At 47.5% G+C, this 12,746-nt stretch carries 12 protein-coding genes; 6 read left to right on the top strand and 6 right to left on the bottom strand.

The features are described from left to right. The 3 genes from UL82_RS02300 to UL82_RS02290 all read right to left on the bottom strand — a co-directional run bounded on the left by UL82_RS02300 (position 1) and on the right by UL82_RS02290 (position 3,042). Positions 1-978, bottom strand: a complete 978-nt coding sequence (locus tag UL82_RS02300) for a hypothetical protein (protein WP_046438818.1) — start codon at positions 976-978, stop codon at positions 1-3. A 130-nt stretch (positions 979-1,108) separates the two neighbouring features. Beyond that, the gene (locus UL82_RS02295) at positions 1,109-2,494 is read right to left on the bottom strand and encodes a phosphomannomutase/phosphoglucomutase (protein ID WP_046438816.1); all 1,386 of its coding nucleotides are present in this window, start codon (positions 2,492-2,494) and stop codon (positions 1,109-1,111) included. Positions 2,495-2,655: 161 nt separating this feature from the next. After that, on the bottom strand, positions 2,656-3,042 hold the full coding sequence (locus UL82_RS02290) for a DUF3499 domain-containing protein (RefSeq protein WP_046438815.1): 387 nt from the start codon (positions 3,040-3,042) through the stop codon (positions 2,656-2,658). Positions 3,043-3,139: 97 nt separating this feature from the next. Here UL82_RS02290 and UL82_RS02285 point away from each other — a divergent pair, with 97 nt between their 5' ends. Beyond that, positions 3,140-3,595, top strand: coding sequence for a metallopeptidase family protein (locus UL82_RS02285; RefSeq protein WP_046438814.1), 456 nt, complete (start codon positions 3,140-3,142; stop codon positions 3,593-3,595). Between the two features lie 92 nt (positions 3,596-3,687). Here UL82_RS02285 and UL82_RS02280 read toward each other — a convergent pair whose 3' ends face one another. The 3 genes from UL82_RS02280 to UL82_RS02270 all read right to left on the bottom strand — a co-directional run bounded on the left by UL82_RS02280 (position 3,688) and on the right by UL82_RS02270 (position 6,546). Next, positions 3,688-3,930, bottom strand: coding sequence for a WhiB family transcriptional regulator (locus UL82_RS02280; RefSeq protein ID WP_172595906.1), 243 nt, complete (start codon positions 3,928-3,930; stop codon positions 3,688-3,690). Positions 3,931-4,382: 452 nt separating this feature from the next. Continuing rightward, a complete protein-coding gene (gene manB, locus UL82_RS02275; RefSeq protein WP_046438811.1) occupies positions 4,383-5,492 on the bottom strand; it encodes a mannose-1-phosphate guanylyltransferase in 1,110 nt (369 codons plus the stop codon). Positions 5,493-5,646: 154 nt separating this feature from the next. After that, on the bottom strand, positions 5,647-6,546 hold the full coding sequence (locus tag UL82_RS02270; protein ID WP_052735975.1) for a glycosyltransferase family 2 protein: 900 nt from the start codon (positions 6,544-6,546) through the stop codon (positions 5,647-5,649). 402 nt (positions 6,547-6,948) lie between these two features. On the opposite strand from UL82_RS02270, the gene UL82_RS02265 reads away from it, so the two are divergent. From UL82_RS02265 to UL82_RS02245, 5 genes are all read left to right on the top strand, one after another. Continuing rightward, entirely contained in the window at positions 6,949-8,499 is a 1,551-nt protein-coding gene (locus UL82_RS02265) for an LCP family protein (protein WP_046438808.1), read from the top strand. A gap of 78 nt (positions 8,500-8,577) precedes the next feature. Beyond that, a complete protein-coding gene (locus tag UL82_RS02260) occupies positions 8,578-9,255 on the top strand; it encodes a TIGR03089 family protein (protein WP_046438807.1) in 678 nt (225 codons plus the stop codon). Positions 9,256-9,386: 131 nt separating this feature from the next. Further along, complete coding sequence (locus UL82_RS02255) at positions 9,387-10,655, top strand: ABC transporter substrate-binding protein (RefSeq protein ID WP_046438805.1); 1,269 nt, start codon at positions 9,387-9,389, stop codon at positions 10,653-10,655. Positions 10,656-10,860: 205 nt separating this feature from the next. Continuing rightward, positions 10,861-11,904 carry a carbohydrate ABC transporter permease gene (locus tag UL82_RS02250; protein ID WP_046441096.1) on the top strand — a complete coding sequence of 348 codons (1,044 nt, stop codon included), beginning with the start codon at positions 10,861-10,863 and terminating at the stop codon, positions 11,902-11,904. 2 nt (positions 11,905-11,906) lie between these two features. After that, a complete protein-coding gene (locus UL82_RS02245) occupies positions 11,907-12,740 on the top strand; it encodes a carbohydrate ABC transporter permease (protein ID WP_046438804.1) in 834 nt (277 codons plus the stop codon). Positions 12,741-12,746 lie beyond the last annotated feature (6 nt).

Genomic DNA, 12,746 nt, shown 5'->3' with positions numbered 1-12,746 from the left:
CTAAAAGAAGGCGGTCGCAGCAAAAGCTCTGGTTAACAATTGCAGCGGCGAGCCCAAGGGAGTGGGATCTTTCGTTGACTGAGCAATAGCACCGACAAACCCTGGCTCCGGTGTACACCAAACAACGATGTTTAACGGTAGCAGGTTAGAGCCCTCATCAAAGAATGGGTCATAAAAAATATCAGTAGAATTACCTATAAATTTTTCCCGCGCTATGCCCAATTCAACAAAGCTTAGACTGGTACTGGTTCGCCCTTGTGTCGCCCAAAGATAAGTCACGGCTTCAGCTACGGCTAGACCAACGCGATTCTTGCCAGTATGAATAATCCGGCCATCAAGCTGCGCAAGTTGGCGTGCGGGATTAACCACCTCATCGCGTTCTGGCGAACAAATCTCAAGTTCTTGATCAATAAGCTCTGCCATATGCTCTAAATGCTGAGCCAAAATGAGTGGATCTTCGCTCAAACTATCAATCGAGGCCAAAATGACGCCCACAGTACGCATGGGCGATGGCCCTTCTACCTGTGGCAATGATGCACATACCAAAGCATCTTTAGCAGCATCTTCTTTCAATAACCCCGCAGCCGCACACAGCACTACCACACATCCTCTATTACCAGCAGTAATTACCGCTTTACTCAGCGTTTCATCATCACCTTTTTCGGTCACCACAATAACGACATCAAGAGCGCCTACATAGGTCGGCAAACTATCGCTGATTACCACCGGCATGGCAAGTGGTGTGCGCAATGCCACTGCTAACCGAGCAACTACCGCACTTAATCCATCACCAGCCACAATAACAATGCTGCGCGGAGAAAATCCCCGCAAGGAAGAAAACTCACCAGCTGCTACTTGCGAAGCAATTAACCTCAGCTGGGCACCTTCGTGAGCAAGATCATAAAAGCCCACGATTTCTTTGTCATAACCGGTAGCTACATCTACCCGACTGCCAGGATCTGAATCATATGTACTCATTACTGCCCTAGTTTAGGTTGATTTCCCGCTTAGGGTAAGAACGTTTCCGCAAGAATTATCCCGCGGGCACGTTTGTTCATTTTTTCTTCACTGCTGACAACAACATAAAGAAACGTCGAAAAGCATATTTTTATCCGCGAATGATTCCTAAAATCTCTGCTACCAATGCATCGACCTCAGCAGTTGTCGGTGCTTCAACATTAAGTCGAAGCAGTGGCTCGGTATTGGAAGCACGCACATTAAACCAGGCTGGGGTATCGCGTAACTGTACTGTCACCCCATCAAGCTCATCAACGCTTTCAATGCGCCCGGTGGATTCAAAAGCATCAATAACTGCCTGGGTGCGTTGTTTTTGCTCAGCAGCAGAATTCAGCCGGGAGTTAATTTCACCGGAAGCAGCATAACGATTATAAGCGGCCATCATTTCGCTTAATGGCTTGTCTTGGCTACCTAATGCCGCCAAGACGTGCATGGCAGCCAAAATACCAGAATCAGCATTAAAAAATTCGGTGAAGTAATAGTGTGCGGAATGCTCACCGCCAAAAACAGCTTTTTCTTCCGCCATCTTTGCCTTAATAAAGGAGTGTCCCACCCGAGTACGTACCGCAACGCCACCATTTTCGGCGATGATCTCTGGCACAGCTTTAGAAGTAATTAAATTATGAATAATGGTTGCACCTGGTTTTTGCGCTAAATAACGCTCAGCAACAATCGCACAAATGGCAGAAGGGCTTACCGGTTGACCTTGCTCATCGACTACGAAACAGCGATCAGCATCACCGTCGAAAGCGAGACCAATATCTGCACCAACCTGTGGGGTAAATTCTTGAAGATCAACCAAATTCTTCGGATCAAGCGGGTTCGCCTCATGATTAGGAAACGTACCATCAAGTTCAAAATACAATGGTTCAATTTCTAGCGGCAGACCAGCGAAAACCTCTGGCACAGTGTAACCACCCATGCCATTAGCAGCATCTACTGCAACACGAAGCGGACGAATACCACTCAGATCTACCAATTCGCGTAGGTACGCACCATAGGCAGTAAGCGAATCTCCTTGTTGGATTTGACCTGGAGCACCACTAAATGCAGGTACCCCAGCAACAAGCATATCGATGATTTCAGCCAAACCGGTTTCCTGGCCAACTGGACGAGCCCCAGAGCGACACAATTTAATGCCATTATATTCTGCTGGATTATGTGAGGCAGTAAACATAGCGCCTGGGCAGTTATAGCTACCGGAAGCAAAATAAAGCTGGTCAGTAGAGTTTAGTCCTAGATAAAGAACATTAAGCCCTTGAGAGATTACGCCCTGAGCGAAAGCTTGGGAAAGCTCTGGCGAGGAAGGACGCATATCATGACCGATAGCAATCTGCTCAGCACCTTCTTCACGCATGAGTCGGCCAAAGGCTGCACCAACATCATAAATAAACTCGGCGTCGATCTGTTTTCCTACTACGCCACGAACGTCATAGGCTTTAATTACACTGGTGACCGATTCCCGGGAGCGGCTCAACTTTCCTAGCCCTTCCTTCCGCCTTTATACCAAGGCACAATAAAAATTCTTAGACGCCTTATCTTAGACATCAGCTAACCCAACGTCGACTTACTGCAGACATACCTGGGTAACCTTAGGGTGTATTACACAGTTTTTCTGTACGTTGTACTAATTATTTTTTAAGAACTCTCGCTAGGTTCTGGAACCACGCTAAGGTGTCCACGTTTAACTTGTTTACGCTGATTGCGATGCACTGGATGTTGTGCGCCATAATCATTAGTTGAGTTCAAAATTGGTGGTGGCGTAGCTGGAAGTGGTTCACGCACCGAATCTGCTAGCGCCGTTAATTCCTCATCGTCTTCTTCAATATCTTCCACGCGTACCAATTCCCAGTTCACGGGTGCGGTAATACGGGCAGCGTGATGTTCACATAAATCCCAACTGTGCGGATCATCGTTATCGATAAGCGGGCCCACCATGGCAATAGAGCGCGCATAAGCGTAGGTAAGCGTTGCTACAGCAGGTTTGCCGCAGCCAGGCCTGGAGCACCGACGAAATTGATTCACGAGATATTACTCTAGCGCTTTCTACGATATGACCACACTTGCCCCACACGGCGTGCCTAACAAAAGTTCATCCATAGCACGCCTTAATCTAAAAGACATGCACACTAGAGCAAGACGCGATCGACATGGCAGAGGTACCCGCGGCCCGCTTATTCCTCATGCTGTACCGCGATTTCGCTCTCGAAAAGAGCTTTTCGACGCTGCCGTACTAGAAGCCTATTCTGATATTCACACTCGTTATAGTTCTCAATTGTCTTATCTCGATATTGCGGTAGACACCATACCGCGTATGAGATTACGCTCAGATATTATTGATCTTCCTGAGGAAATTGCTGCCGACGGTCCAGTTCCTTTAGGCAGATTAATTTCTGCCGGAGTAGATGCCCAAGGAAATCCCACAAGAAGCCGGTTAGTTATTTTCCGCATGCCCATTGAGCAGCGAGTAAACAACACCTATGAGCGCGTTGAACTCTTAAAAACAATATTGACTTATCTGGTAGCTAATTATCTTAATATTCGCCCCGAAGATATTGACCCTGAGTTTCAGTGGTAACCAAAGAATTAATACAGCAACGCCGCTAACAAGAAAGCCTCACAAGCTTTGTTAGCGGCGTTAAAAATTCCGTGATAACAGACAGAAATATCTTAACCAATGTCGCGTTTAAGTCGGCGACGTTCACGTTCAGAAAGCCCGCCCCAAATACCAAAACGCTCATCATGTTCTAAGGCATATTCAAGACACTCATCTCTTACCGAGCAGGCCTGACAAATCCTTTTCGCTTCTCTAGTGGAACCGCCCTTTTCGGGAAAGAAAGCCTCTGGGTCAGTTTGGGCACACAGAGCCTGTTCTTGCCACTCCTGCTCAACTGCTCCAAATAAATCATCCAGAGTGAGCTCTAAAGACGTCCGAGAACGAGGCGCGGCGTTACTCGCTACTTCTTCCACGCCACACTCCTCTCCTCATATATATCGCACATTTTCTAGCACCACTATGAAGCGGCCAGACATGCGGTGGCTTTGGTCATCAACATACCCCAGGGAACTTACCCCCAGGGCACATTGGTAAATTACATACTTGAGATTCAACACGCAAACACAAGATGCCGTCAACCTCAGCATTAATCCAGATCAATATTTTTAGCATTTCCCCAGCACATTAACTTCTCTAATCACAATTTTCACAACCGTTGCCCATAGGGGGTAAAATATGGGGGCACTATATATTGCGGTGCATAAAAAGTGCGAAACTAGATTAACGAGAGCCGCGTGTCGCTCCACTATCACAGTAAAATGCCAGACTCTTAGCTAAGAAAATCTTAGGTAAGAGTCATAAACACCACTTAAGCGTCGGAACTAAACCGGACGCCGTTATCTGGAATTTCAACACCAGGCCACACCCGCATGCCATCAAGCAGCTCACACCGAGCACCGATTATCGCGCCCTCGCCGATAACACAGCCGCGAATTCTCGCATTAGCTCCAATCTGAGCACCAGAGGCAATAATCGAATCTTCGATCACTGCACCTGGTTCAATGGTGACCCCATCAAAAACCACTGTGTCATCCAAACGACACCCAGCACCAACTTCGGTGCCACGTCCAATAACAGTACCGCCTAATAACAAAACACCGTCTTTCACTCCGGCGGAATCATCAACAAGTGACTCTCCGGTTCGGCCGCGCAACAAGGGCGATGGTGCAATGCCTCGTACCATATCCGAAGAACCGCGAATAAAGTCTGCTGGAGTGCCCATATCACGCCAATAGCTTTGATCTACATAGCCGAAAACCTTGCGGTCTTCTTCTAGCAAACGAGGGAAAGTATCACGTTCTACCGAAACAACACGCCCGGCCGGAATTTCGCCAATCAAGTGACGACGAAACACATAGCAACCGGCATTGATTTGATCGGTTGGTGGATCTTCGGTTTTCTCCAGAAACGCTGTAACCCAACCATTTTCATCGGTAGGCACACAACCAAAGGCACGTGCATCAGGTACTCGCACCAAATGCAAGGTCACATCGGCGTCTTTTTCTTTATGCGAATCCAATACTGCCGATAGATCAGTACCACCTAAAACGTCACCGTTAAAGACCATGACCGTCTCTGCGCGCAGTTTATCGTAAACATTACGGATACCGCCGCCGGTACCTAGTGGCTCAGTCTCTACAACGTACTCGATCTCCATACCGAAATCACTGCCATCACCAAAGTAGCTCTCAAATACCTCAGCCTTAAAAGAGGTACCTAATACCACGTGAGTAATTCCGGCTGCTTTAATTCGGGCAAGCAAATGGCTCAAAAAAGGCACGCCCGCCGTAGGTAGCATGGGCTTAGGAGTTGATACTGTCAGCGGGCGCAGGCGAGTTCCCTTTCCACCAACCAAAATAACGGCATCAACATCATCACGTGGGGTGATCTCATCTAAAGCAGCAAATGCATCCAGCATGTATGGTCTAACCTTTCTTTCGCTGAACACAGTTGCTCAGCACGGAAATTATGTCACACTGCTCACTAAGCCTAGTCAGCCCACGCCTGATCACTAGCAATAGGCACAGCTTTTTTAACGCATTCTTCTTGCTTTTCGACGCTTTTTACCAGCTCTAGCGGTTCCCGCGTTTCTGTGCAATTACCACTGCCACATAGGCGCGCACTTTTAATCCACACCACAATGCCCACCGCAATGGTGCCTGCCACCAATATGGATGACGATCAGCTTGAAAACGATAGGCCGAATCATGATGTGCCGGGAGCATTTTCTCTGGATTTTTTCCGGCAGCGTGTCCCACCGCATGGGTAATAACCGCCCTAGGGCAAAAAACATTAACCATCCCAGCGCGACCAAAACGATCACCTAAATCCACATCCTCCATATACATGAAATACCGCTGATCAAAACCACCAATTTCATCAAAAGCAGACCAATTAACCACTAAGCATGACCCAGAAAGCCAGCCGGCACTGCGTTCTTGATCCATAACCGCATTATCACGGTAAGACTTCGACCATGGATTGTTCTTCCATATCGCACCAAATAACGCATGCCCAATACCATTGATCACCGTGGGTACTGCTCGTGCAGAAGGATAAGCTGAACCATCACTTTGACGGATATAAGGACCGACATCACCAACCCGATACCCTTTTTCTTCCCAGCGCCTGGCGCACTGAATCATGGCATCAATCGAACCTGGTTCAAAGGTCACATCAGGATTAGCAAGAACAAAAAAATCAGCGTCGATACGCCCCTGTTCACGCGCCTGAGCTAAAGAAGCCACTGCATAATTAATAGCGCTGCCGTAACCAATATTGCCGCCAGTTGGCAAAAAATGCACATTGTCTTGGCTATGCGCATGCTGTTGCGGCACACCATCAGTAGAACCATTATCGGCTAGATAGATTTCTACACCACGCTGTGTTGCCGTAGCTAGCGATGAAATAAAAGCTGCCAAATGATCGCCAGGAGAGTAGGTCACCGTAATTACTGCAATGGGCTTATTCACGAGCACAAGTGTACTGGTACTTTTAACTGAGCTGATTACTCAACGCCTGTGTGTAGCGCGTTATCTCAGATACTTTTCTTCCGTGCACTTATCTGTTTCTGGCTGCCCGCAAATAAAAATGCAAAATTGCCCTAGGTGGAAAATATGCCTGTCGCCTTTCCTACTTAGCTGATTCTCGCCTAAAATCCTCTGTAATTAGGTAGTCGCCTTTTGCTTTAGACAATTGTTTAGGCATCAAAATATGTGGCTATGAATTTTTCATTGCTGGATCAGACAATATAACCAGTGTTTTATCTGCTGGTATGTGTAAGAGACCCAGCAGCCTGAGGATGTTTGGTTTTACAGTCGACTTTTAATTCCACATATCCGTAGGTACCCGATTCAGGAGCATAACTTATATCTATGACTGAGAAGTATCGCCCTACCCGTGCTATTCAAGCACCTCCGCCACCAGGTCCGGATACGGCTCAAGCCACCCCAAAAACCTTGCGTGTGCTGGTAGCTTTTCTTTCCACGCTAGTTCTCGTCGTTTCTGGAATGGGTTATTACACCGTTGGACGCATTGGAAACACTGTTGCCTCCGGCAATCTAGAGCTCGGTGGGGGTGGCGGAGTCAAAAACAACGCCCTTGATGGTGCTACCGATATTTTATTAGTCGGCTCCGATTCACGTACTGATGCCCAGGGAAATCCGCTCACTCAAGAAGAAACCGATATGCTGCACGCCGGTGATGAGGAAGCAGATAATACCGACACTATGATGGTGATTCGCGTTCCTAACGACGGTTCCTCAGCCACCGCTATTTCAATTCCGCGCGATACTTATATCCATGATCCAGAGATCGGGAATACAAAGATCAATGGTGTCTATTCGGCATACAAATATCAAGAACGTGCCGAACTAGTTGAACAAGGTTTAAGCAACCAACAAACGCTAGAAGAGCGCTCAAAAGATGCCGGGCGCAAAGCACTTATCCGTGCTATTAGTGATCTCACCGGCGTCACGGTAGATCATTACGCTGAGGTTGGCCTGTTGGGTTTTGTGTTATTAACCAATGCAGTTAATGGTGTTGAGGTCTGTCTCAACGATACCGTCTATGACGAATATTCTGGTGCCGACTTCCCAGCCGGAACACAAACGCTAGATGGGGCACAAGGACTAGCTTTTGTTCGCCAACGTCATGGACTACCCCGCGGCGACTTGGATCGTATTGTACGTCAGCAAGCATATATGGCTTCCTTGGTAAATAAAGTGCTTAGTTCTGGCACCCTGACCAATCCTGCTACGTTATCGCAACTCGGCGAAGCGGTAACTCGCTCTGTTGTTATCGACGAAGGATGGGACATTATGAGCTTTGCTACCCAGTTACAAAATCTTGCTGGGGGCAGGGTTTCCTTTAATACCATCCCGGTAACCTCAATTGACGGTGTTGGTGATTACGGTGAATCAATTGTCACCGTCGATGTGCAACAAGTACATGACTTCTTCGATCAGTTGTTGAATCAAAACCAGCCGGAAACCACGACGTCAGCAGCACCAGAGACCACCACTGTTTCATCTTCTGCCGAGATTCACGTGCTTAACGCCACCTACAGTAGCGGCCTGGCTTCGCAGATAGCTGCCGCATTAATAGAAAAAGGCTATACCATCACAGAAACAGCAAATGCCACCGAAGGGGTGTATTCTAGCTCGCAAGTTCTTGCTGCTGATGCAAGTAATCCCGATGCCATTGCTATTGCCGCCGAACTAGGTGGACTGCCTATTGTGGAAAATTCCACGCTTGATTCAAATACCGTCATTGTGGTGGCAGCCAGTGATTACACCGGACCACGCAGCGAAGAAACAGCACCGGATACATCAAATGTTGTTGGCTCTCCTGGATCAGATAATGGCGAAGCCATTGTTTCTCCAGAAATTAATGCTGGCGGCACGAGCCCACGCTGTGTTAACTAGCGGATAGTTAGCTAATCGTCGATAAGCAAAAAACTTGTCCTCGCATAACTAAGGTGGTCACCATTATGATGGTCGATCATGAATCTATTGAGTTCGCTGCTTCATGATGACCCTGCCCGTCCCCGGCTTACCGTATATAACGAAAGCACGGGCAGCAGGGTCGATTTTTCCGCCCAGACTTTGGATAATTGGACGGCCAAAGTGGCTCATTTTTTACGTGAAGAACTCGACCTCGACCAGGGATCGACTATAAGCATTGCACTACCGCCTAGTTGGCAAACAATTGTTATTGTCCTTGGTGCATTAGCTACCGATATTAAGGTAAACATCACTAATAATCCTGATGCGGTGCAACAGCCAAGCGACGTATTATTCTGCACGCCCACCAGTGCTCTTAACACCTCTTTTGATGGTGACCTTGTTGTTGTAACCGATGATCCACTTGGGCGAGGAGTAATAGAAACCGGTCAACAATTAGCCCCTGCAGCGATCGATTTTGCCCCCACCGTGCGCTTTTATGGCGACCAATACTACGATCCCACTCCCGAATTAGCCAAAGTAGTTACTGCTGGTACTCCAGATCGCGTACTGTGCACCGGCTGGCACAATTACCGTGGACTAGAAAAAGCGGTACTTGCCCCCCTTGCCGGATTAGGATCATCTGTTATTGTCCGTGGGCTTATCGACGATAAACGCCTAACAGCAATTGCTGAAATGGAAAAAGTAACCGCATTTATCGACGAAAATCCAACATAGCGATCATGCGATAACCCATATTACTCACAAGTAATAACTTATTTTGGGGGTAATGGGTATCACAAGTTTCCTAAAGCCAGAAGAAGCTCACTAAATTCATGGGAAGAACCCTACTGAAAGGTGCTCCCCTTATGGCTACCCGTTTTACGAAGAAAACCGGCATTATTCTTGCTGCTACGGCACTCACCGGTGTTATTGCACTTGCTGGTTGTTCCTCCGATTCCGGCTCTTCCTCAACAACAACTCAAGCGGATGGCCGCGGCCCCATTAGCTTTGCAATGGGTAAGAACGATACCGATAAAATCATTCCAATTATCGAAAAATGGAATGAGCTTCACCCAGATGAACAGGTAACACTCAAAGAGTTAGCCGGTGAAGCTGATGACCAACGCGATACCCTAGTTCAGTCTCTACAAGCCGGCAACGCCGACTACGATGTTATGGCACTCGATGTGGTCTGGACAGCCGATTTTGCGGCAAACCAATGGATTGCCCCATTAACTGGTGATCTTTCGGTTGATACCTCAAATCTCTTGCAAGCAACTGTTGATTCCGCCACCTATGCCGGAACCTTGTATGCATTGCCGCAAAACACCAATGGTCAGTTACTGTTCCGGAACACGGAAATTATTCCGGAGGCACCACAAAACTGGGCAGAACTAGCTACCAGCTGTGAGGCCGCAAAGACGTCCAATGTGGATTGTCTGACTCTCCAGCTCAAACAGTATGAAGGTTTAACGGTAAACACCACCGGCTTTATCGAAGGTTTTGGTGGACATGTTCTTGACGATAATGGCAAGGTAGTCGTCGATAGTGATCAAGCCAAAGAAGGCCTCCAAGCACTTGTCGACGGCTATTCCGATGGCACTATTTCTTCTGGTTCATTAAGCGCTACCGAAGAAGAAACCAATCTAGCATTTGTTGCTGGTGAGACCGCTTATGCAATCAACTGGCCATATATGTACACCAACGCAGAATCCGAAACCTCTGCAGTAGCTGGAAAGTTTGCCGTTGCCCCATTGGTTGGCAAAGATGGTGTCGGTGTTTCAACCCTCGGTGGCTACAACAATGGCATTAATATCAACTCACCATATAAGGCCACTGCACTGGATTTTATGAAGTTCATCATCAATGAAGAAAACCAAACCTGGTTTGCGGATAACTCCTTCCCACCAGTGTTAGCCTCCATTTACGATGACAACGAACTCATTGAAAAATACCCATATTTGCCTGCATTAAAGCAGTCCTTGGAAAATGCTGCTCCTCGCCCGGTAAGCCCGTTCTACCCAGCTATTTCTAAAGCTATCCAGGACAATGCATATGCCGCATTGCAAGGAACCAAGGATGTCAATACTGCCTCCGCTGATATGAAGGCAGCTATTGAGAATGCGTCACATTAACCACTTGCTTTCTTAACTTAAAAGCTCACGTTCTTACTATTTTTTGCCAGGACGTGAGCTTTAAAAATTATTAAAACCAGCAACCAATCAAGCCCCACCAGCTTTTATTTTCTAGTCATATAAAATCCACCCCATACTTTCACCACACGCATATGCTAAGGAGCCTTAACCTGTGAGCGCACCATCTGCTAGCTCCGCATCGCCTATCTCTCAAACCTCAAAGAAGAAAGCACCTAGCCGTAACGCCGCCTTATTAATCGCCCCCACCCTAGTAGTTTTAGCCATTGTTATTGGTTATCCCATCCTGAGGGCAATTTATCTTTCCTTCCAATCTGATCGCAGTCTGGATCCCACAACTGGTTTGTTTACCGAAGGCGGCTTCGCCGGGTTAACACACTACTTTTATTGGCTTACTCAGCGCTGCATGTCTGCCGACGGAACAATTCGTAGCTGCCCTGATGGAGTAATCGCCACCGATTTTTGGCCCGCAGTAGGCAATACACTGTTTTTCACCCTGGTTACCGTCTCATTAGAGATCGTTATCGGACTATCCATGGCGTTAGTGATGAATCGCGAGTTTCGCGGACGCGCCCTCATACGCGCTGCAGTACTTATCCCCTGGGCTATCCCTACTGCAGTAACCGCAAAACTATGGCAATTCATCTTTGCCGATCGCGGCATCATTAACTCTTTATTGGGTACTCCCATCCACTGGACAACCGATCCGTGGGCAGCGCGCACCGCCGTTATTATTGCCGACGTATGGAAAACCACACCTTTTATGGCATTGCTTATCTTGGCTGGTCTACAAATGATCCCCAAAGATGTCTATGAAGCAGCCCGAGTCGATGGCGCAAGTACCTGGCAACAATTCCGTCATATTACTTTGCCCCTGGTACGTCCAGCTCTTATGGTAGCTATTCTTTTCCGCACCCTAGATGCGCTACGTATGTACGATCTACCAGTTATTTTGATTTCTTCTTCTGCAAACTCCCCTACGGCAACAATTTCGCAGCTGGTAGTAGAAGATGTCCGCCAAAATAACTTCAATTCCGCCTCAGCATTATCAACGCTTATTTTTCTGCTTATCTTTACTGTTGCATTTATTATGATCCGTTTCCTTGGCGCAGATGTTTCTGGACAAGCAGAAAAACGTGCTCTAAAAAAAGAAAAGAAAAAACAACGCAAGAAAGAACAACACATGGCTAGTCCGGTAGGAACAACCGTCGATACGCACAAGGAGCTGTAGCGATGAAGAAAAAAATCTCTACTACCCTGGGAAACTATCTTGGCATTATCGTCATCTTATTCTGGGGGTTAGCTCCTTTTTATTGGATGGTAGTTACCGCATTGCGAGATCGCGCCTACACCTTTGATACCACCGCCTGGCCAACACATGTCACCTTAGATAATTTCCGGGATGCGCTCAGCACGGATAAAGGCAATGACTTCCTTGGCGCGATTGGCAACTCGCTTATTATTGGTGCTGCCACCACCGCAATTGCAGTACTCGTTGGGGTACTGACCGCCTATGCACTTGCCCGCCTAGATTTCCGCTACAAAGGTTTTGTTACCGGCATTGTTTTAGCCGCAAGTATGTTCCCCGGCATTGCTTTAGTAACACCACTATTTCAACTCTTTGGCGATCTAGGATGGATTGGTACCTACCGGGCACTGATTATCCCCAATATTTCTTTTGCTTTGCCGCTCACCATCTACACTTTGACCTCATTTTTCCGTCAACTTCCTTGGGAGCTTGAGGAAGCAGCACGTGTCGACGGAGCCACCAGCGGCCAAGCCTTCCGGCTTGTCTTACTACCGCTTGCCGCACCAGCGTTATTTACCACCGCCATTTTGGCGTTTATTACCACATGGAATGAATTTATGTTGGCTCGCCAACTTTCTACTACTGCTACAGAACCAGTTACGGTCGCTATTGCCCGTTTTAGCGGCCCCAGTGCTTTCGAATACCCTTACACCGCTATTATGGCTGCCGGTACCTTGGTTACTGTGCCCCTAATTATTATGGTGTTAATTTTCCAGCGTCGTATTGTCTCCGGATTAACTGCCGGTGGTGTGAAGTAAGATATG

The organism is Corynebacterium kutscheri (assembly GCF_000980835.1).
Classification (GTDB): Bacteria; Actinomycetota; Actinomycetes; order Mycobacteriales; family Mycobacteriaceae; genus Corynebacterium; species Corynebacterium kutscheri.
The sequence above is the reverse complement of the archived record's forward strand: the minus strand, read 5'-3'. Positions and strand labels throughout refer to the sequence as shown.

What these genes read in the sequence shown, in the direction of transcription:
- UL82_RS02300 (WP_046438818.1), bottom strand. Translation starts at nt 978, where the DNA reads ATGAGTACATATGATTCAGATCCTGGCAGTCGGGTAGATGTAGCTACC.
- UL82_RS02285 (WP_046438814.1), top strand. Translation starts at nt 3,140, where the DNA reads ATGCACACTAGAGCAAGACGCGATCGACATGGCAGAGGTACCCGCGGC.
- manB (WP_046438811.1), bottom strand. Translation starts at nt 5,492, where the DNA reads ATGCTGGATGCATTTGCTGCTTTAGATGAGATCACCCCACGTGATGAT.
- UL82_RS02265 (WP_046438808.1), top strand. Translation starts at nt 6,949, where the DNA reads ATGACTGAGAAGTATCGCCCTACCCGTGCTATTCAAGCACCTCCGCCA.
- UL82_RS02260 (WP_046438807.1), top strand. Translation starts at nt 8,578, where the DNA reads ATGAATCTATTGAGTTCGCTGCTTCATGATGACCCTGCCCGTCCCCGG.
- UL82_RS02255 (WP_046438805.1), top strand. Translation starts at nt 9,387, where the DNA reads ATGGCTACCCGTTTTACGAAGAAAACCGGCATTATTCTTGCTGCTACG.
- UL82_RS02245 (WP_046438804.1), top strand. Translation starts at nt 11,907, where the DNA reads ATGAAGAAAAAAATCTCTACTACCCTGGGAAACTATCTTGGCATTATC.